The sequence below is a fragment of the Actinospica robiniae DSM 44927 genome (genome assembly GCF_000504285.1).
GTDB classification, from domain to species: domain Bacteria; phylum Actinomycetota; class Actinomycetes; order Streptomycetales; family Catenulisporaceae; genus Actinospica; species Actinospica robiniae.
Genome location: NZ_KI632511.1, coordinates 3,579,050 through 3,597,974, shown reverse-complemented (window position 1 = coordinate 3,597,974; position 18,925 = coordinate 3,579,050). Strand labels below are relative to the sequence as shown.

Below are 18,925 nucleotides of genomic sequence, written 5' to 3'. Positions count from 1 at the left end.
TGCTTTCTGTACGTCGGGTGTTGCGGTACGGGTTTTCGGGTGCGTTCAGGAGGTGTGCGTGCCGGTGACGGCGCAGCCGTCCAAGCCGCACACTCCGTCGGCCTCGGCTCCGGCTCCGGCGATGGTCAGCGGTGACGGTGCGGCGCGGTGGCCGCCGGTGTCCCATGCCTCGGTCATCGCGGCGAGGAGCTGTTCGGTGCCGACGGCGCCGTTGATGACGCAGCGGCCGTCGAGGACGAGGAACGGCACCCCTGGGGCACCCAAGCGCTGGGCTTCGCGCTGGTCGGCGGCCACTCGTCTGCGGTAGCGCCGGTCCTCGAGGGCCTCGGCGGCAGCGTCGCGATCCAGGCCCAGCTGGGCGGCGAACCCGAGCACCTCGCTCGTGGTCCACAGCTTGTCGCCCTGCCCGAGGTGCGCGCGGAACATCGCTGTCCACGCCTCCTCACCCCGCCCCTTTCCAGGAGCTCCCGCTGGGTGACGCCGTCGCGTGGCAGGTCGGGGTGGATCTGGAAGGACCGGTGGACCAGCCGTACGTCGGCGGAGTGCTCGAAACGCTCCAATGCCTGGTGAAGCCGGTGGTCCATGAGCCCGCAGTAGGGGCAGACGATGTCCGACCAGAAGTCGATCTCCACGACGGCACCTCCATTACTTACGTCGTGTTCGTAACCCCACTATGGATTAGGATGAGAAGTGCTACAAAAGGCACATTCATGTGCGCGGCGGAGAGAGGTGACCTCGTGAGCTCGGGCAAGATCGGAGCGGAGCGTGCCGACGTCCTGCAGGCCGTGCGGCGCAAGCCGGGCCCGTGCGCGCAGTGGGACAGCGCGGAGACGAACTTCATCCGCGAGATTCTCGACCTGGTCGGCGACAAGTGGAGCGTGCTGATCATCGGCACCCTGGCCGAGGGCCCGGTGCGCTACTCCGAGCTCGCGGACGCGATCCCCGGCATCTCGCAGCGCATGCTCACCCTCACCCTCAAGCACCTCCAGCGCAGCGGCCTTGTGAGCCGCACCGCTTATGCGGAGGTCCCGCCCCGGGTCGAGTACTCCTTGACCGGACTGGGCACCTCGCTGCTCTCGACGGTCCTGGACCTGGCAGCCTGGTCCGCCGGTCACCACCGCGAAATCCGCAGCAACCAGCACGCTTTCGACGACGCGGCGATACGAACGGAGCGGTGAGCGGCGGCCAGAGCACGAATACCGTCGAAGAGTCCTGCCGTTCTACCGTGGGCGTTTCCGTGAACGAACCGCAAAGCCCTGATCGCGCGTGGGAGCGCCGGCTGCGCTGCTCAGACCGTCTCGGCGTGGTCGAACACCCAGATGGCGAGCGTGGGGAACTCGGTGTCGAGTTCGGAGGTCGGTCGATAGACCGCGCTGGACCCGTCGGCGTCGAGCCTGATCGGGACCCATGCCGCGACGTGGACACACCGGCCGTCGAGCGGTCCGCCGCGCAGGACCACGTTCGGGTCGGCGCGGCTGAACGTCGAGTCGATCATGCGTCCATCGAACCGTCCGGAGTGGCTGAGCGCGAGCCTGCGTCGGCCAGATGAGCGACGGCGCATCTCGGACGCGCAGCCCACCGGTCCCGCGGGCTCACCTGCGGGACCGTTCTCGACAGCGTGGCCCCGTGCGGATGGGCTTCAACGGCTCCCGGCTGCGATGCTGGAGCTCACGCAGCGTCGGATACCAGGCCGGCAAGCGGGTCCGCGGCGCCTGCCGCGAGCTGTTCGACGATCTCCCAGCGCTCGGCGATCCGCCCGTCTTGGACGCGGAAGACGTCGGCCACGGCGATGTCGAGTCCGACGGCGGGCAGCTGACGGCGGGAGAGCATCAGCACATTGTCTCCGTCCGCCACGAGGCTGCGGATGTCGATCCGCATTCCGGCCAACGGAAGAGTCCGCGCCGTCGCGATCCACGCCTCGCGCGACGACGTCTGGAACGGCAGGCCGTGGTCGGTGTAGTCCTCGCGCAGCAGCGGCACGACGTCCTCGAGCCTGCCCTGGCTGTACAGGGCGAGGCAGTCGAGAATCAGCTGCTTGTTTTCGGTGGCGGCGGCGGTGGCGGTGGTGGTGGTGATGGCGATGTTGTTGTCGATGCTCATGTCCACGAGCATCACCGTGCCGCGGGGGCGTTGTCGATGAACTCGTACTTCATAGACCGCGCCCAGGTGCGGCGATAGGGTCGAACGGATGGAGACGGTCGGGGGACTTCTACGCGGCTGGCGACAAGCCCGCCGGTTGAGTCAGCTCGATCTCGCACTGGCCGCGGACGTATCGCAGCGCTACGTCAGCCTCGTCGAGACGGGCCGGTCGAACCCGAGCGCGGCCATGGTCCTCCGGCTCGCGGATTGCCTCGAGGTGCCGCTGCGCGAGCGCAACCGCCTGCTGGTCGCCGCCGGATTCGCGCCGAAGTACCGCGAGCGTCTGCTCGACGGGCCGGATATGTCCGCTGTTCGAGACGCCCTGGCCAGGATCCTGCGCGCGCACGAACCCTATCCGGCGCTCATCGTGGATCGACGCTGGAACATCGTCCTGGCCAACGCGCCGGTCGACTTCTTCCTCGCGAACGTGGATCCCGCGCTGCTCAGCCCTCCGGTCAACATGGTGAGGCTGGGCTTCGACCCCCGAGGCCTGGCGCCGCGCATCCTCAACCTCCCCGAGGTGCGCGCGCTCTTCCGGGCGCGGCTCTCGCGTCAGCTCGCGAAGACCGGCGATCCCGAGATCGGCGCGCTCTACGACGAGTTCTTCGCGCACCGTGAGCCCGAAGCCCTTCACGGAACGCCGCCCCTCGACGTGGCAGTGCCGATGATCTTCAGTTTCCAGGACCGCCGGGTGAGCCTGATCTCCACGATCACGACCTTCGGCACGGCGCAGGACGTCACCCTCGAGGAACTCTCCATCGAGTCCTACTATCCCGCGGACGCGGAAAGCGCGGAGATCCTGCGTGCACTCGCGGAAACCGGGAGTGGGACAGGTGAGGCGGCTTCGACAGTTGATGCTCGCCGCGGCCCTGCGTGAGGGCTACCAGTTGGCAGCGAGACGACTCTCGTTTTGGCGGCCAGGCTTGGTTTCCAGCAACATCAGGGTCCCGATGGCTGCTGCGTTGATCAGGCTCGCCACGAACAGGGCCGCCGGGTTCGCGGCCGTAGCCAGTCCCGCTGCGCCGGACAGAGCCCACAGCGCCCACAGGATGGAAACAACGGCACGCTGGGTCCCTGCCCGCCGGTGAGCCGCAATGATCTTCATCGCGAGCCAGCAGGCGGCGCCGGGAACGAGGAGAACGACGCCCACCTCGATCGCCCTCCCCGAGTTGAACCACCTCTCGCGGCCGGGCTGCGTGTAGTTGAGCCGATCTGCACCGTACCGCGTGAGCCAGCGCGAGACGGCGATCCCGACGAGCGAGACCGAGCAGAGCCAATCGAAGCCATTGGGAACGTCAACATGCTCAACCGCCGTACCCCACAGTCCCCACCACGAGACGATGCCGAACAGGAGCAGGGCTGTCCAGGTGCCCACACCGGGACGAGTAAGAGGGGCAACAGGCCGCCTGCCGTAACCCTGCATGAGTTCCTCCCCCTTGAGCGCCGTGAGCGCCCGACGGCCCACACTCTATTGCTTGATGCAGGCCGGCGGTCGTCGCCACCAGGACGTGATACCGGTTCAGCTGCGTGAGTCCGGCCGTGCTGCTCGTCTGCCGTCGAGCCCCCTTGCCGTCGAACTCGACGATGCGCCGCCGGGCCTCGTCGATGTCGTAGCGCCCGGTCATGGCGGCGACCAGTTCGGCCGAGCCGGCGGCTACACGCTCGGGGAGGTCGCGGGCCTGCGCCGAATCCGCGGACACGCCCGCCTGCCAGGCGGCGCGTGCTTCCAGCAGGAGCCTGCATTGCTTCTCCACATGGGCCGCCATGTCCGGTGAGACCACCAGCCGGCCCTGCTCGGTGTCGAAGGTGCGGTGCAGGAAGTCGCGCACCGCCGTGCGGACCTCCTTGTCCTGCACGATCTCGGCCAGTTCGATCCAGGCCTCCAACTGCTCCGTGGACGGTTCCTCGGGCAGGTGCGGACGCCGATGGTGCAGCCGCTCGACGAAGCCGGGATGCACGTCCAGGCCGTCGGTCACGAAATCCCAGAACTCGCTGATCAGCCGGTCGCGCTCGTCGTCAGACATCGACACGAGCTTGTGCATCAGGCTGACCTGCTCCGCCGTGGTGTGCTGCCGCACGATGGCGTGCACGTCGTACTGGCGGAAGCCGCCCTCGGTCAGGCCGGTGGGCGCGACGACGCCCTGATCGGCGTAGAACCTGATCGTGCTGACGCTCAGGCCGGTGCGGCGGGCGACATCGCCGATGGAGTAGAGCTCGTTCATATTCGCCACTATGGATTCTCAAGCAGCCTGAGAGTCAAGGCGGTCGGCGACGAGCGGCCGGTCGACGTCCTCGCTGGCACGGGTCGCCTAAGGCGGTAGCGTGCCTGGATGAACGAAGTTCGCCGGCGGTACGTGGAGAGGGCGAAGGCGTCGGCATTCGGCCGGCGACTTGCTCGTGAACGGAGCGTACGGTGTGGGTTCGTGGTGTGATCGGCTTGATCCTGATCGCGGTCGGAGGTGTGTGGATCGCGCAGGGCAGTGGCACGATGCACGGGTCGGTGATGACTGGCCACTCCCAGTACACGGTGCTGGGTGTGGTGGTGGTACTCGTCGGAGTCGCCTTGGTCGGGTGGGCGTGGCGGGTGCGTAGCGGAAAGCGGTGACCAGGATGGCGGCAGGCGGCGGTTCCGATGGGCGGCCCGGCGATCCTCCGGATGCGGCTGCGGATGCGGATGCGGCTGCGCACGCGGATGCCGGCCGGCCGATCGGCCGCCGCGTCGTCCTGTCGATCATGGCTCTCGGGGCCGCGGGGGTCGTGACCGGCAGGACCGTCAGCGACACTCTGGCCAAGGTCGCCGCGCACGACCCCACCGGTCTGCTGAGCATCCTCCCGTTCGGCGACAATTTCCGGTATTACTCGGTCACCGGCTCGGTCCCCGCGGCCGATCCGGCGACCTACCGGCTCAGCGTCACCGGTCTCGTGGAGAAGACGCGGCGCTACTCGCTGACCGACCTCGCCGCTCTCCCGCAGACCGATATCGTCGCCGACTTCCAATGCGTCACCGGCTGGCGCGTGCCGCAGGTGCCCTGGAGCGGCGTCCGGTTGAGCACGCTGCTGGACGCGTCGGGCGTCGATCCTCGGGCCAAGGCGCTGCGCTTCGTGTCGTTCGACGGTGTCTACACCGAGTCCCTGACGCTGAATCAGGCGCGGGAGCCCGACATGCTCGTGGCGCTGCGGATGTTGAACGGGCCGGTGTCGCACGACCACGGCGGGCCGGTTCGGCTGTACACGGCGCCGATGTACGGGTACAAGAGCATCAAGTGGCTCTCGGAGATCCAGGTCGTGGACCGGGTTGAGCCTGGCTACTGGGAGGGCTTCGGCTACGCGGTGGACGGCTGGGTCGGCGAGTCGAACGGGAGGAACGATGCTCCCACCACCTGACGGCGAGCTCATCGAGCGTTTCACTCGGGCGGAGCGCTACGTCCATTGGGCCACGACCGGGTTGATGCTCGCGCTCATCGCGACCGGCGCGATCCTCTACAACGGCCAGCTGGCGATCTACACGGGACACCGGCAGTTCGTCGCCCTGGTGCACCTGTACTGCGGCTTCGCACTGCCGGTCCCGATGGCGGCCGGCGTGTTCTCGAAGGCCTACCGCGCCGATGCGCGCCGACTGAACCGGCACACCGATCAGGATCGGGCCTGGTTCAGGCACCGTGCCTGGCGGTCCGGGAGCGTCGAGCGGCACGAGCTGAAGGTCGGCAAGTTCAACGCCGGGCAGAAGCTGAACGCCGCGTTCCTGTGCGGGGCGATTCTGGTCATGGCCGGTACCGGGGTCATGATGTGGTTCCAGGGCCTCGTCGGTGTGTCGATGCGTACCGGCGCGACGTTCGTCCACGACTGGCTCGCCTTGGCCATCGGCTTCGACATCATCGGCCACGTCTACTTCGCGATGCGCGACCGGCACGCGCGGGCCGGGATGCGCTGGGGCAGCGTCCCGCGCTGGTGGGCCGAGCAGGAGCACGAGCTCTGGGCACAGGAGGTCGCCGCCGAGCGGGAGGCGCGGGCAGGTCTAGACGAACCCTGATATGTCCCCTGAAGTGCGACCCGACATGCCGCCTGGCCGACGTGGATGACCGCGGCCGGCCGACGTGGCGACGCTGCCACGTCGGCCGGCCGGGCCTCACGAGCTGATCAACTCTCCTGTGTCTCCGCGCGCAGTGCCGTCGTGGTGGTGCCGGGTGCGCGCAGGCGGCCGATGGCCGCGTCCAGGGACAGCGGGCCTGGGCCCAGGATCGCGACCATCAGGAGCCCCCAGCAGAACAGGACGGCCAGTTCGCCGCCGTTCTGGATCGGGAGCAGGCCGTGGCTGACGTGCACGGTGAAGTACGCGTAGGCCATCGAGCCCGAGGAGACCACCGCGCTGGTACGGGTGGCCAGGCCGACCAGGACGAAGACGCCCCCGACCAGCTCGATCAGCGCGGCGGTGCCGCCGGGCCAGTCCAGCGGCGAAAGGGTGCCGCCGCGGCTGCCCACCGCTCCGCCGAAGACCCCGAAGAGGGTCGCCGCGCCGTGGCAGGCGAACAGCAGCCCGAACACCGCGCGGTAGAGCGAGATGGCGTGCCCGTGCATCGACTTGAGATTCTGCATCCGGTATGACCGTTTCCGTGTGGGTCCGCCGAGGGGGTCGGCGGACGGGACCGGGCGGACCCCGGGGACGTCGGCGCTGACGGCCCGGGGCGCTCCGGGGGCGGATACACCGACTCGGTGAGTCAGCATCCTGCTACACGGAGTGGGAGTGGCGGCGGTTCAACGTGTTCTGCGGAATTTCTGCCGGGGTAAGCAGATACGCCGCATCCGCCACATCTGTCGTACCTGCTGCATCTGCCCCATCAGCAGCACCGGAACGAGCGCCGGCGTGACGTCGTCCCGTGCGCGGGTCGGCCCCTGCCGGTGGGCTACCATGCCGTACGGCCTCGCGGCCGGGCGGCCCGCTCCGCCGTTAGAACTCTTTTATGCGTGCGCGCGTCTCGCGGAATGGGGTCCCGGATCATGTCTGGTCACAGAGGTCGCAGCCGGCGACGTCCGGCTCGGCGCCGTGCCGTTCTGGCTGCGGTCGGCGCAGTCGCGTGCCTGGCCGTGGTCGCCGCCGTGGTCATGAGCTCGGGCGGGAATCCGAGCGCGCCACCTGTCGATCCGGCCGCGGCCGAGACGAACCGGACCGTGGCGGTCGTGACGGTATCCGCGCAGGTCGGCACGCCGAGTTCGACGCCGACGCCCTCCCGTTCGGCAGCGCGGGCTTCGGCATCCCCTTCGGCGGCCGCCCGTGGTCAGTTGGCGTCGACGTTGGACGGTTGTCCGGTGGCGCCGGCCGACAGCATCTGGCGCGCCAAGGTCGACACGCTGCCGGTCGCCTCCCGCTCGAGCGCTTACGTCGCGAACATCGGCGCGCAGAGCCATGTGCACGCCGACTTCGGCTCCGGAACCTGGGACGGCGAACCGATCGGCATGCCGATCACGCTGATTCCGCCCGGCACGAGCCCGGCCCACGTCTCCTTCGACTACGCCGATGAGAGCGACCCGGGGCCCTACCCGATTCCGGCCGGCGCGTCGATCGAGGGCGGCGCGCAGTCCGACGGGGACCGACACGTCATCGCGCTGGACCCGAGCGACTGCCGCGACTACGAGCTCTACGATGCCACGGCGTCGTCCGGCGGCGCGTGGCACGCCGGATCCGGCGCGGTCTTCAACCTGAACTCGGACGCGTTGCGTCCGGCCGGATGGACGTCCGCCGACGCGGCGGGTCTGCCGATCCTGCCCGGGCTGGCCCGGTACGACGAGGCCGCGGCGGGCGCGATCGACCACGCGCTGCGCATCACCGTGCCCAAGTCGCAGGCCGCATACCTGTGGCCGGCCCGACACGACGCGTCCTCCGACACCGACCCCGATCTGCCGCCGATGGGTCTGCGGCTGAGGCTGAAGGCCGACGTGGACATCTCCGGCCTGCCGCCGGAGGCCAGAGTCGTCGCGCAGGCGCTGAAGACCTACGGTGCGATCGTCGCGGACAACGGTTCCGCCTGGTACATCAGCGGCACCCAGGACCAGCGCTGGAACAACGACGAACTCTCCGCGCTCTCCGCTCTCACCGGCTCTGACTTCGAGGCCGTCGACACCTCCTCCCTGCAGGTCTCCGCAAACAGTGGAGCAGCACGCTGAGTACCAGGGGCGCGCGTCATCGAGACACCTACTGCGCATTGATGATCGGCTGAGTGTTCCTGGGGCGTGGTGCCTTGCCGGGTCGGGGTGGTTGTCGGGGTGTGGGCGGCCGCTTCGCGTCGCCCGTTTCGTCTGACCACCCACCCACCCGTTGCGTTGGCGGGGCGGGCTCGGGTTTCAAGATCGAAAGGCGCCGCTGGCAGGCCCTTCCCTCGGAGAGGGATGCCGGAGTCTGTGGGGTGCTGGCTTTGGTGGGGCGGGCTGTGGTCCGGGGTGGCCGGGTTGCGGGTGTGTGCTCTCTCCCCGGTCGGTCCCCGGAGGCAATCAGGAACCCGCCGGGAGCTCAAGCGGCGGCGGTTTCCGCTGATGCTCGATTCTGCATCGCGCCGCTTGACCTCCCGGCAGAACCCTGATCGGGCTTCGCCTGCCCGACCGAGGAGAGAGCACACCCCCTGGGGGAGTGGTTTGAGCGGCGCTCGGGCCCGGGTCCCTCCCTGTGGCCGGGCCGCGCTCGATCCGGAAGGATTCTGCATCACCCTGATCCGACCATCTCGATCATCGATCCGCGCGGCGGGGCCGGTGGTCCGGCCACGCCTGATGTGAGATCTGGCATCGCCGTCTGAGCCGCTGTTTTCTTCTCTAGTCCTTCAACGCCGGGGAGCACGCCCGAGTTCCCCTTAAATCTCCGGAATCTTCCTTATCCAGTAAAAGCCAGATATACGGCTTTTGTCGGTGGCGGCGTCTAGCATGGAAGCGTACGGAGGTTGTCGGGACTTGGGACTTGTGGCGGGAGGGGTGGTGGAGGTGACCAAGGGACGCGCCCGTCGGAGCGTACGACGCCGGATCGGAAGATCCCGGGCCGCATGCCGCACGGAATCGTCACCGTCCAGCACGTACGAGATGCAGGAATTCCCCTCAGCGCACGACCGAGCCACGCGATCCCGCGCCTCGCATGACCACCGGGACAATCACACCAGGGCGATGCAGAATCCTTCCGCACCGAGCACGACCAGGCCACCGGACAGAACCCGGCCCGAGCGCAGCCCGCACCACTCCCTCAGGGGGTGTGCTCTCTCCTCGGTCGGGCAGGCGAAGCCCGATCAGGGTTCTGCCGGGAGGTCAAGCGGCGCCCTGCAGAATCGAGCATCGACCCAAGTCACCGCCGCTTGAGCTCCCGGCAGGTTCCTGATTGCCTCCGGGGACCGGCCGAGGAGAGAGCACACACCCGGCACCCGACCACCCCGAACCCCAGCCCGCCCCGCCAACGCCAGCACCCACGAGGACCCGGCACTCTCCGAGGGAAGGGCCCGCGCCGGAGGCGAGATCTTGAAACTCCAGCCCACCCCGCCAACGCAACGGGTGGGTGGGTGGACAGACAAACCGGGCGGAGCGAAGCGCCCGCCCACACCACGACGACCGCCCCGAACCGACAAGCCACCACACTCCAGGAGCACTCAGCTGATCATCAATTCGCCTTAACTCTCCTGGTGGTCGGCTCGGAAGATCGGCCAGCCGATCTCGGTGACCCAGTGTGTGGGGTCGGGGCTCTCGCGGGCGTCGCGCACGTAGTACTCGCGGAGCGGGCCGGCGACGCTGATCTCGTGGTGGGTGGTGTAGGCGCCGAGTTCGCCATAGGTGAGGTCGGCGTCGGCGAGTGAGCCGCGGTGGGTGATGACCGCCAGTTCCGCGGCCGGGACCACCATGGGCTCGACCCGGCCGATGGAGCGTACGTCACCCTCCACAGGGATGAAGACCGTGGCCCGGCCGTGGTCCTCCTGGAAGATCTCACTCGCGTACAGGCCGCCGCTGGGGCCGGTCGGCTTCAGGTCCTGGGTCTGGACGGCGGCGTGCAGTTCGGCCAGGGCGCCCTGCCACCAGGCCAGCAGGTCGCTGCGGTCCAACTCGGCGGTGATCCCCACTGCCGGGCAGGGCGCCACCGTGCGGTGCTGCACGGGGGCGCCGGAGGGACGCTCCAGCAGGTTGCGCAGGGACGTCACGGCGGCACGGGTGTGGGCCAGTTCGGCTTCCAGGCGGTCGAGGTGGGTCGCGATCACCTCGCCGCGTGCCGTGGCATCCGAGGTGCTCAGTACGGCCTTGACGTCGGCGATGGGCATGTCCAGGTCGCGCAGTCGGCGGATGACCTGGGCGGTGGGGATCTGATCGGGCGTGTAGTAGCGGTAGCCGGTGTCGGGGTCGATATGGTCGGGGTCCAGCAGGCCGACCTGGTGGTAGTGGCGCAGCGTCTTAATGCTCAGGTGCGTGATCCGGGAGAAGTCCCCGACCGTCAGTGTCGGCTTCATGGAGCCAGTATCAAGTCTCCCCCCGGTGGAGAGTCGAAGTGCGCGCCGCGTGTTGACCCTCCCGTGGCCGGAGCGACCAACGTGGATACCAGGTCGCCGAGGCGGCGGCCACAGAGTCCGATTCAGAGAGGTCGACCTCATGTCTGACACCACCACGCTGCTGCCGGTCCTGGCCGAGCACGTCCGCGCCGTCAACGCCTTCGACACCGACGCGATCCTCGCCACCTTCGCCGACGACGCCTTCGTCAACGACGCCCGCCGCGAGTTCCGCGGCGCCGAGGCCATCCGCCGCTGGGCGGCCAAGGAACTGGTCGGAGACAAGGTCACGCTCGATGTGACCGAGGTCGTGGACCACTACGGCGACCAGATCGTGCGGGCGCGCTATGACGGCGAGTACGACAAGACGAACTTGCCCGGCGAGCTGATCATGACCAACTACTTCACCGTGTGCGACAGCAAGATCACCTCGCTGATCGTCATCCGCAACCAGCCCGCTTACTGAGAGCGGGCCCGCGAGCTCGGACACCCTCTCGGCCGGTCGACAGGACGAAGGGGCCCCGCCAGGCGGGGCCCCTGATCATGCACTGAGGTGCTCGTGGAGCATCAGCCAGGTGCCCTCGGTGTTGACGAGCACGTTGGTTCCTCGGCCGGTGCCTGACTTCGGTCTTCCGTCGACGGTGCCGGTCCAGGTGAAGCGATAGCGGCAGACCGCGTGGCCATGGCCGACTGTGATCCACTCCAGGTCGTCGATCCGGTAGACCTCGTTGTGAATGGTGGCGAAGGTCTCGGCGATGGCGGCTAGAACGGCGTCACGGCCGTGGTGTGATCCGTCGGAGAACCAGTAGACGGCGTCGGGGGCGATCAGCGGCGCGAGCCGGGTGAGGTCGTGGCTGTTCGTGGCCTGCTCATAGGCGCGGACGAACGCGGTGGGCTCGGCGATGGACTTGGCCGTGGACTCGGGCATGCTCGACTCCTTCCCCGCCGACGGCCGCGTCCGTCGGCCGCGTCCGACGGCTACGCCCGCGACGTCAGGCCAGGCGCGCGGGCAGGGGGGCGAGGTCGTAGTTGGCCCAGACGAAGGCGTCCATCTGGTGCTGGTCGCCCGACAGGTTCAGCACCCGGTCGATCTTGCCCTCGGCGTTGAAGTGCCACACCAGCGCCCACATCGTGTCGACCTGGCCCACGCCCTCGGTGGTGTACCCACGGTGGATGTCGACCACGTATTCGTCGTTGGCCTCCAGGAAGATCGGCTCGGCCTGGAAGCCGGCCTTGCCCAGTTGCGTGAAGAAGGCGGCTACCTCCTCGACGCCGTGCTTGGTGCCCGCGAGCGGGTGGTGGCCGGGGATCGTCCAGGCGATGTCGTCGGTGAGCACCGCGCGCATGCCCTCGAGGTCGTAGGTGGCGTAGGCGGCGAAGAAGCGGTTGATGGCCTCGATCTTCGGGTTCTGGCTCATGTCTGTATCCGTCCTCTGCTTCAGCCGGTGTTCTGCTTCTGAGATCAACTCTGCCCGGCCCCCGTGACGCGGTCCAATACATCGATCCATAACCTGGTCGCATGGATGTGGACACCCGCCTGCTGCGCTACTTCGTCGCCGTCGCGGAGGAAGGCAACCTCACCCGGGCCGCCGAGCGGCTCTACCTCTCTCAACCCGCGCTGACCAAGCAGATCAAGCAACTGGAGGCGCAGCTCGGCACGATTCTCTTCACTCGTTCCAAAGCCGGAATGAGGACCACCGAGGCCGGCGAGGCGCTCGCGGCGCGGGTGCCCGCCGCTCTCGCCGAGCTCGACTCCGCTCTGCGTGCGAGCACGGCCGCGGCCTCGCGGGCCGCGCGGGTGCTTCGGGTCGGGTTCGTCGCTTCTGCCGCCAACGAACGGACCCAGGAGATCATCGCCGCCTTCGCCCGCCGCCGGCCCGGCTGGCGCGTGGAGATGCGTCAGAGCGACTGGTCCGATCCCACTGCGGGGCTCGCCGACGGCCGCGTCGATGTCGCGCTGGTACGTCTGCCCTTCCCTGGGCAGGAGGCGCTCCACGTCGAGGTCCTGTTGACCGAGCCGCGCTGGGTCGCTCTGCCGGACACCCACCCGCTGGCCGAGCAGCCCGAGATCGAGTTCCGGGCGCTGTGGGATGAGCCGTTCATCGCCACGCCGGCCGAATCCGGCTGGTGGCGTGAGTACTGGCTCGCCACCGACGAGCGCGACGGCCGTCCCGTGCGGATCGGCGCCGTCGCCCACAACCCCGATGAGTGGCTCGCCGCGATCGCCAACGGCTACGGCGTAAGCCTTACGCCCGAAGCCACCGCACGCTTCTATCAACGGCCCGGCGTGGCTTACCGGCCGGTGCGCGGCGTCAGCCCCAGCCAGGTCGGCGTCGCCTGGCCTGCTGCGAACGACCACGACCCGGCTACGCGCGACTTCATCCACGGCTGCCGAGCCATACGCACGATTGCCGAGTGAAGGTGTACCTGGCGGTGTCACCGACCACGCCGTGACCGGCCGGCTCGGCATCAGGCTTATGATCCGTCATCCCGGTTTTCGCGTGGGCAGCGGACGGCGTTGCGGCCGGCGGATTTCGCCGCGTAGAGGCCGGAATCCGAGGCTGCCACCAGGGCCGAGGCGGAGTCGGCGTCGTCGGGGAGGGTCGCGGAGCCGATGGAGACGGTGATCGGGGTGATCCAGTGCGCGGAGTCGGCCTCGACGGTCTCGCGCAGCGTCTGGGCCCTGCGATAGGCGGTGTCCGCGTCGCAGGCGGGTAGCAGGATCGCGAACTCTTCACCGCCGGTGCGTGCGACCAGGTCGCCGGCGCGGACGTGTTCGGCGAGGAGGTCCGCCAGGGCGCGCAGAACCGTGTCTCCGGTCTGGTGGCCGAAGGTGTCGTTCACGCGCTTGAAGTGGTCGATGTCGGCCGTCAGCAGCGAGAGCGGATCGCCGCGGCGGCGGTTTCGTGCGATCTCGCGTTGGAGTGAGTCTTCGAAGACGCGGCGGTTGGCCAGGCCGGTCAGCGGATCGCGGTGCGCCTGGGCGCGCAGCTCGGCCGACAGGGTTTCGACGCGCCGCCGGAAGGTGACGATGATGGCCGTGGTCAACGCGAGTGGGGCCGCGACTTCCAGCCACAGCCTGAAGCCGTACGGCGTGTCCAGCACGGCGGCCACGATCCCGAAGCCGGCGAGGCCGAGCGCCAGCGTCGTCCATGCGACGACCTGGGGGAGGAGGCATCCGGCCAGGAGTATCGGCCACACCAGGAGCATCACGTTGGTGGCCGTGATGACGTCCGCGACCACGATGCAGGTGAAGATCAACCCGATGGCCAGCGCGGGGGACACGTAGACCAGCCAGTCCGGTGCCTGCGGGCGTGGCAGGAGCAGGACGAGCGCGAACAGGGCCGATACTCCGACGAGGCTGTAGACGACGACGCGCCCGCCTGCTCTGCCGGGCGGCAACGGCGCGCTCGCCAGGGCCGCCGCCAACGCGGCGCCCAGCAGGAACAGTCCGCCGGCGACGCGCCGCGGATACCGGAGATCGCCGACCGCCTCAGGCACGAAACCTCGTCATCGCGAATCCGAACTCCACGCGGCAGCCGCAGCGCCGGCTGACCTTCCGCAGCGGTCTCAGTCTGCCGCGCGCCGGTGAGACGACCCGGCCATTGCGCTGACCGTCGGCGAGTCGGCACCCTCCCGCTCGTCAGCCCTCGGGCGCGGCGCTCGGAACGGCCAGGAGCACCGCGAAGCGTTCGGCCTTGTCGGTCCGCCACTGCCGCACGTCGAGCCCGCAGTCCGCTAGTTCGGCCGTGAGACCGTCGCGCCGGAACTTGGAGGAGATCTCGGTGCGCATCAGCTCGTCGGCCGCGAAGTCGACGGACAGGTCGAGCGCCCGGACCTTGACGGTCTGGGCACGCTGGGAGCGAAGATGCATCTCGATGCGCTCTTCCTCCTCGTTCCACAGCGCGACGTGGGTGAAGGAGTCGGGGTCGAAGTCGGCGCCGAGCTCGCGGTTGATGACGTAGAGCACGTTCTTGTTGAACTCCGCGGTCACGCCTTGCCTGTCGTCGTACGCCCGGACCAGCACGTCGCGGTCCTTGACCAGGTCCGCTCCGAGCAGGAACGCGTCGTCGGGGCCGAGGGCGGCGCGCAGCATGCGGTAGAGCTCCGGCCGCTCGGCCGGGTCCAGGTTGCCGATGGTGCTGCCGAGGAAGGTGATCAGGCGCGGGCCCGGGGCCTCGGGCGGCAGGGTGAGGTCGGCTTCGAAGTCGGCGACGGTCGCGGACACGGTCAGCGCCGGGTAGTCGTGGATGAGCGCCGCGCCGGCCTGCTCCAGCGCACTGGGGCTGACGTCGAGCGGGGCGTAGCACTGGAGGGTGCCGCGCTCGGTGAGGGCGTCGAGCAGGAGCCTGGTCTTGCGGGAGGAGCCGGAGCCGAGTTCGAAGACAGTGGCGGCGCGCGTGGCTGCGGCGATCTCCGGGGCGACACGGGTGAGGATGCGCTGTTCGACGCGGGTGGGGTAGTACTCGGGGAGCCGGGTGATCTGCTCGAAGAGTTCGCTGCCGCGCGCGTCGTAGAACCACTTGGGCGGCAGGATCTTGGTCGCGGCGGAAAGGCCGGCGGTGACGTCGCGGCCTAGCGAGCTGGCGAGGTAGTCGGCGGGGAGTCGCTGGGCGAGGGTGAATCGGGGGGCGGGCACGGCGGCAGAGCCCGCGGACGAGCCGCTAGACGCGTCAGCAGTAGCGGAGGCTGACGGCTGGCCGGCCGGTGCCGTACTGCGACGCGTGCCGCGTGCCAGTCCATTGACGTGCCCCTCGGACGACGGCAGGGCACGGATATCAGTACCCGTACGGGTTGCGAGCAGCAGCGAGTTCTCGGGGACCTCCTGCCAAGGGCCCGCCCCGCGGGTGTCCGGGACCTCATCCGGCTCGGAGGCGACGAGCACCCGGCCGGGCGCGTCGCGGTACCAGAGCGTGTCGCCGAACCGGGTGGCGACGATGGTCTCGCCGTCGGTCAGCAGCAGGTTGAGGCGCGCGTCCGGGCGGACCGCCGCGACTTGGCCGACCAGCGCGGTCGCGGCGCTGTCCGCGGGCTCGCCCTCGCGCAGCCGGCTCGCCAGCATGGCCGACAGCAGTGCGGAATCGCTGCGGGCTTCGAGGGACAGGAGCTCGGCGGGGTCGAGCGGCGGAGCCGTGTCGGGCCCGGCTTCGGCTTCCGCGGCTTCCGCGAGCGCGGCCGGCAAGCCGGTCCAGTCGGAGATGGCGCCGTTGTGGCTGAAGAGCCATCGGCCCGCGCGGAACGGCGCGGCGGCGCCCTCGTCCTGGGCGGTCCCGGTCGTCGCCGAGCGGACCACGGCGAGGATCGCGTCGCTGCGCAGCGAGCCGGCGAGCTCGGGAACGTTGGGGTCGGCCCAGATCGGCACCGCTCGCCGGTAGCGGGCGGCCCGGCGTGGGGATCCGTCCGCAGGCTCGGCGCGGTCGGGGAACCAGCCGAGGCCGAAGCCGTCGGCGTTCACCGTGCCGTGGCGCTGGTGCTGCGGCGCCCAGGCCTGCTGGTAGAGGCCGTGCGGAGGATGGAGCACGACCTCGGCCAGCGATACGACGGGGCCGAGGTAAGCGAGGTGACGGCACATCAGCGTCCCTCCCCGGGCCGAGGGTCACGCGCCGTGCGGAAGCCGGCGAAGATCTGGCGCCGGATCGGGTAGTCCCAATTGCGGAAGGTACTCCGGCAGGCGACCTCGGCGACGCTGAAGGCGCCACCGCGCAGCACCTTGTAGTTCGGACCGAAGAAGACCTCTGAGTACTCCTTGTAGGGGAAGGCGGCGAAGCCCGGGTAGGGCGCGAAGTCGCTCGCGGTCCACTCCCACACGCCGCCGATCAGCTGGCGCACCCCATACGGGGAGGCACCGTCGGGATAGGCGCCGGCCGGCGCGGGCTGGAGGTGGCGCTGCCCGAGGTCGGCCAGCAGCGGCGTCGGATCCTGGTCGCCCCAGGGGTAGCGGCGCGAGCGCCCGGTGGCCGGGTCGTGGCGCGCGGCCTTCTCCCACTCCGCCTCCGTCGGCAGGCGCCGGCCGGCCCAGCGCGCGTACGCGTCGGCCTCGTACCAGCACACGTGCAGCACCGGCTCGTCCGGCGGCACCGGCTCCAGGACGCCGAAGCGCCGGCGCAACCAGTCTCCTTCGGTTGCTTCCGGGCCTGCGCCGCGCTGCCAGAACAGCGGCGCGTGCAGGCCCGCCTCGACGCGGTGCGCCCAGCCCTCAGGGCTCCACCAGCGCGGATCCTGATAGCCGCCGTCCGCCATGAACTCCTGGAACGCGCGGTTGCTGAGGGGCACGGTGTCCAGCCAGAAGCCGGGCACCTCCACGCGATGGGCGGGACGTTCGTTGTCGAGCGCCCAGGGCTCGTCGTCGGTGCCCATGGTGAACGGGCCGCCCGGGATCCAGGCTTCTGACGGCAGGTCAGCCGCGTCCGCGGGCGCCGGCTCCGGCCGAGGGGCGTGCAGGACGGCCGGGCCTCGGCGGAGCTGATGGGTGGCCAGCATCGTCTCGTCGTGCTGCTGCTCGTGCTGCGCGATCATGCCGAACACGAACCCGTTGGCCAGCAGCGGGTCCTGGTCGGGGCCGAGCGGGGCCTTCAGCAGCACGTCGAGGGCGCGTTCGCGCACCGCGGCGATATACCGCCGAGCCTGCGGCGGCGTCAGCAGCGGCAGCTCGGGCCGTTCGGCGCGCGGTTGCTGGAACGCGTCGTAGAGCGAGTCGAGGTCCGGGCGCAACGCGGCCTCGCCGCCGGCGGTGCGCACCAGCCAGATCTCCTCCTGGTTGCCGACGTGGGCGAGATCCCAGACCAGCGGCGACATCAACGGCGAGTGCTGCGCGCCGAGCTCGTCCGCACCGAGGCAGTCGGTCAGCGCGAGCGTGCGCCGCCGGGCCTGCTCGAGCGACTCGCGCACTGCCGCGCGCATCGCCTCGTCGGTTCGGGGCGGCGCGGGCGCGTCGGGTATTCGGATAGGCACGGCCATCAGGGTGTTCCTTCCGGTTATGCGGGCGGGATGGCAGCGGCGTCGTCCAACAGGTCGTCCGCGGGGCACCGGCCACGCGCGGGATAGCGTGCGGCGAAGTCCGCGACCTTCTCCCGCATCGCCCCGGGCACTCCGGCGCGGGCGAGGGCCGGAATGGCGGCCTCGAAGCAGGCCATTGCGGCCTTGCCGAATTCGGGCGCTGACATGCCCAGCTTCGCCGCGCGCGACCACACCGCCTGCGGCGGGAACGGCGAGGACGCGGCGCACAGCGGCTCCGTCGCGCTCCACGCGGCCTGAGCGGCCTCGGGGTCGTCGAGCAGCACCGCGGTGAGCAGCGTCGGGACGATCCAGCCGTCGCCGGGCTGGGCGTCGATCATGCGCAGCTCCAGCCAGCCGCGGGGGCGAACCGGCGGGAAGAGCGTGGTGAGGTGGTAGTCGAGGTCGTCCCGGGTGATCGGGCGCTCGGCGATGCCGCCGTCCAGCCACGAGGCGAGCGTGTGGCCGTGCGGCGCGGTCCAGTCCTCGGACGGCTTGCGCCGCAGGCACAGCAGCCCGGCTTCCAGGGCGAACCGTGCCCACGCGTCGCGCGGGTCGGCATGGGCGGGAAGGTCCTGCGGGGGGCTGGTTCGGCCGGGATCGACGTTCTCCCAGATCGCCTGCCGGGTCGAGCGCCAGCCGGTCGGCTCGCCCTGCCACAGCGGGGAATTGGCGAAGGCCGCGACCAGCACCGGACCGAGCCGGTGGGCCAACTGCCAGCGGGCCCGATAGCCGTCGAGGTCGCCGTCCTCGGTGCCGGCGTCCAGGTTGACCTGGATCGCGGTGGTGGCCCGCATCATCATCCGGCCGCACGGGCCGATCCGGTCGAAATACGTCTCCATGGCCGCGTAGCGAGGATGGTCCGTCACCCGCTGCGGGTCGCGGAAGGGGTCGAGCCCGTAGCCGGACAGCTCCAGGCCGTGGACGTCGAGTGCCCGGCCGACCAGCGCGAGGTCTTCGGCGACGGTGTCGACGCAGGCGAGCAGCCGCGATGCGGGCGGGCTGCTGAGCTCGAGCTGCCCGCCGGGTTCACGGGTGATCCGGGTGCCGCTGGGAAGGCAGCCGTCGGCCGCCGGGAGCGAGGCGAGCGCCTCGTCGAGCTGCTCGGGAAGGACTTGGCGGTGGGGTTGCGCGCGGTCGAGGACGAGCCATTCGAGCTCGACGCCGGTGCTTGCGGGCGGACCGGTCTTGAAGCACACGCCGCGGATGTAGTCAGCGGCGTGTGCGGCCGAGAGCCACTCGTCGGCCGCGATCGTGAGCCTGCGCTCCATGCTGAACTCCAATGCCGGTCGGTGATG

The 18,925-nt window shown here is 69.9% G+C and carries 20 protein-coding genes and 3 pseudogenes; 8 read left to right on the top strand and 15 right to left on the bottom strand.

Annotation, left to right across the window (positions count from 1 at the left end; genetic code table 11):
- Positions 1-45: 45 nt before the first annotated feature.
- Both ACTRO_RS15270 and ACTRO_RS51415 read right to left on the bottom strand, forming a co-directional pair.
- Positions 46-438: pseudogene (locus tag ACTRO_RS15270) on the bottom strand (DsbA family oxidoreductase); the annotation flags it as partial.
- 29 nt (positions 439-467) lie between these two features.
- Positions 468-632 (bottom strand): annotated as a pseudogene (locus ACTRO_RS51415) (DsbA family oxidoreductase); the annotation flags it as partial.
- 144 nt (positions 633-776) lie between these two features.
- Here ACTRO_RS51415 and ACTRO_RS15265 point away from each other — a divergent pair.
- Positions 777-1,178 carry a winged helix-turn-helix transcriptional regulator gene (locus tag ACTRO_RS15265; protein WP_034274991.1) on the top strand — a complete coding sequence of 134 codons (402 nt, stop codon included), beginning with the start codon at positions 777-779 and terminating at the stop codon, positions 1,176-1,178.
- A 110-nt stretch (positions 1,179-1,288) separates the two neighbouring features.
- Here the strand turns inward: ACTRO_RS15265 and ACTRO_RS15260 are convergent, their stop codons facing one another.
- The gene (locus ACTRO_RS15260; protein ID WP_034263720.1) at positions 1,289-1,495 is read right to left on the bottom strand and encodes a hypothetical protein; all 207 of its coding nucleotides are present in this window, start codon (positions 1,493-1,495) and stop codon (positions 1,289-1,291) included.
- 173 nt (positions 1,496-1,668) lie between these two features.
- Positions 1,669-2,100 (bottom strand): nuclear transport factor 2 family protein, encoded by a 432-nt coding sequence (locus ACTRO_RS15255; protein ID WP_063628246.1) that lies wholly within the window; start codon positions 2,098-2,100, stop codon positions 1,669-1,671.
- A gap of 88 nt (positions 2,101-2,188) precedes the next feature.
- Between ACTRO_RS15255 and ACTRO_RS15250 the strand changes: the two genes are divergently transcribed.
- Positions 2,189-3,016, top strand: coding sequence for a helix-turn-helix domain-containing protein (locus ACTRO_RS15250; RefSeq protein ID WP_034263718.1), 828 nt, complete (start codon positions 2,189-2,191; stop codon positions 3,014-3,016).
- A 3-nt stretch (positions 3,017-3,019) separates the two neighbouring features.
- Here the strand turns inward: ACTRO_RS15250 and ACTRO_RS15245 are convergent, their stop codons facing one another.
- Together ACTRO_RS15245 and ACTRO_RS15240 are read right to left on the bottom strand one after the other, a co-directional pair.
- Positions 3,020-3,514: a hypothetical protein gene (locus ACTRO_RS15245; protein WP_034263717.1), complete on the bottom strand. Its 495-nt coding sequence runs from the start codon at positions 3,512-3,514 to the stop codon at positions 3,020-3,022.
- The gene (locus ACTRO_RS15240; RefSeq protein ID WP_051450874.1) at positions 3,444-4,361 is read right to left on the bottom strand and encodes a MerR family DNA-binding transcriptional regulator; all 918 of its coding nucleotides are present in this window, start codon (positions 4,359-4,361) and stop codon (positions 3,444-3,446) included. The genes ACTRO_RS15245 and ACTRO_RS15240 overlap by 71 nt, the downstream gene beginning before the upstream one ends.
- 206 nt (positions 4,362-4,567) lie before the next feature.
- Here ACTRO_RS15240 and ACTRO_RS15235 point away from each other — a divergent pair, with 206 nt between their 5' ends.
- The 3 genes from ACTRO_RS15235 to ACTRO_RS15225 all read left to right on the top strand — a co-directional run bounded on the left by ACTRO_RS15235 (position 4,568) and on the right by ACTRO_RS15225 (position 6,169).
- On the top strand, positions 4,568-4,744 hold the full coding sequence (locus ACTRO_RS15235; RefSeq protein WP_245594386.1) for a hypothetical protein: 177 nt from the start codon (positions 4,568-4,570) through the stop codon (positions 4,742-4,744).
- A 128-nt stretch (positions 4,745-4,872) separates the two neighbouring features.
- Positions 4,873-5,523, top strand: coding sequence for a molybdopterin-dependent oxidoreductase (locus tag ACTRO_RS15230; RefSeq protein WP_245594385.1), 651 nt, complete (start codon positions 4,873-4,875; stop codon positions 5,521-5,523).
- A complete protein-coding gene (locus ACTRO_RS15225; RefSeq protein ID WP_034263712.1) occupies positions 5,507-6,169 on the top strand; it encodes a cytochrome b/b6 domain-containing protein in 663 nt (220 codons plus the stop codon). Before ACTRO_RS15230 ends, ACTRO_RS15225 begins: the two co-directional genes overlap by 17 nt.
- A 107-nt stretch (positions 6,170-6,276) precedes the next feature.
- Here ACTRO_RS15225 and ACTRO_RS15220 read toward each other — a convergent pair whose 3' ends face one another.
- Positions 6,277-6,732 (bottom strand): DoxX family protein, encoded by a 456-nt coding sequence (locus tag ACTRO_RS15220; RefSeq protein WP_034263711.1) that lies wholly within the window; start codon positions 6,730-6,732, stop codon positions 6,277-6,279.
- Between the two features lie 711 nt (positions 6,733-7,443).
- Between ACTRO_RS15220 and ACTRO_RS15215 the strand changes: the two genes are divergently transcribed.
- Entirely contained in the window at positions 7,444-8,298 is an 855-nt protein-coding gene (locus ACTRO_RS15215) for a hypothetical protein (protein WP_211244261.1), read from the top strand.
- 1,475 nt (positions 8,299-9,773) lie between these two features.
- Here the strand turns inward: ACTRO_RS15215 and ACTRO_RS15210 are convergent.
- A complete protein-coding gene (locus tag ACTRO_RS15210; RefSeq protein ID WP_034263710.1) occupies positions 9,774-10,598 on the bottom strand; it encodes a MerR family transcriptional regulator in 825 nt (274 codons plus the stop codon).
- Positions 10,599-10,737: 139 nt separating this feature from the next.
- Between ACTRO_RS15210 and ACTRO_RS15205 the strand changes: the two genes are divergently transcribed.
- Positions 10,738-11,100 carry a nuclear transport factor 2 family protein gene (locus ACTRO_RS15205; protein WP_034263708.1) on the top strand — a complete coding sequence of 121 codons (363 nt, stop codon included), beginning with the start codon at positions 10,738-10,740 and terminating at the stop codon, positions 11,098-11,100.
- A 75-nt stretch (positions 11,101-11,175) separates the two neighbouring features.
- Here ACTRO_RS15205 and ACTRO_RS15200 read toward each other — a convergent pair whose 3' ends face one another.
- Together ACTRO_RS15200 and ACTRO_RS15195 are read right to left on the bottom strand one after the other, a co-directional pair.
- The gene (locus ACTRO_RS15200) at positions 11,176-11,562 is read right to left on the bottom strand and encodes a YybH family protein (RefSeq protein ID WP_051450873.1); all 387 of its coding nucleotides are present in this window, start codon (positions 11,560-11,562) and stop codon (positions 11,176-11,178) included.
- A 64-nt stretch (positions 11,563-11,626) separates the two neighbouring features.
- Positions 11,627-12,052 (bottom strand): nuclear transport factor 2 family protein, encoded by a 426-nt coding sequence (locus ACTRO_RS15195; protein ID WP_034263705.1) that lies wholly within the window; start codon positions 12,050-12,052, stop codon positions 11,627-11,629.
- Positions 12,053-12,153: 101 nt separating this feature from the next.
- Between ACTRO_RS15195 and ACTRO_RS15190 the strand changes: the two genes are divergently transcribed.
- Positions 12,154-13,053, top strand: a complete 900-nt coding sequence (locus ACTRO_RS15190) for a LysR family transcriptional regulator (protein WP_034263704.1) — start codon at positions 12,154-12,156, stop codon at positions 13,051-13,053.
- Between the two features lie 56 nt (positions 13,054-13,109).
- Here the strand turns inward: ACTRO_RS15190 and ACTRO_RS43345 are convergent, their stop codons facing one another.
- The 5 genes and pseudogenes from ACTRO_RS43345 to egtA all read right to left on the bottom strand — a co-directional run bounded on the left by ACTRO_RS43345 (position 13,110) and on the right by egtA (position 18,898).
- Positions 13,110-14,135: a GGDEF domain-containing protein gene (locus ACTRO_RS43345; RefSeq protein WP_051450872.1), complete on the bottom strand. Its 1,026-nt coding sequence runs from the start codon at positions 14,133-14,135 to the stop codon at positions 13,110-13,112.
- Between the two features lie 142 nt (positions 14,136-14,277).
- On the bottom strand, positions 14,278-15,273 hold the full coding sequence (egtD, locus tag ACTRO_RS50960; RefSeq protein ID WP_034274979.1) for an L-histidine N(alpha)-methyltransferase: 996 nt from the start codon (positions 15,271-15,273) through the stop codon (positions 14,278-14,280).
- Positions 15,274-15,462: 189 nt separating this feature from the next.
- A pseudogene (gene egtC, locus ACTRO_RS50955) lies at positions 15,463-16,206 on the bottom strand (ergothioneine biosynthesis protein EgtC); the annotation flags it as partial.
- The gene (egtB, locus tag ACTRO_RS15175) at positions 16,206-17,591 is read right to left on the bottom strand and encodes an ergothioneine biosynthesis protein EgtB (protein WP_051450871.1); all 1,386 of its coding nucleotides are present in this window, start codon (positions 17,589-17,591) and stop codon (positions 16,206-16,208) included. The gene egtB and the pseudogene egtC, both read right to left, overlap by 1 nt.
- A 17-nt stretch (positions 17,592-17,608) precedes the next feature.
- Positions 17,609-18,898 carry an ergothioneine biosynthesis glutamate--cysteine ligase EgtA gene (egtA, locus tag ACTRO_RS15170; RefSeq protein WP_051452397.1) on the bottom strand — a complete coding sequence of 430 codons (1,290 nt, stop codon included), beginning with the start codon at positions 18,896-18,898 and terminating at the stop codon, positions 17,609-17,611.
- Positions 18,899-18,925 lie beyond the last annotated feature (27 nt).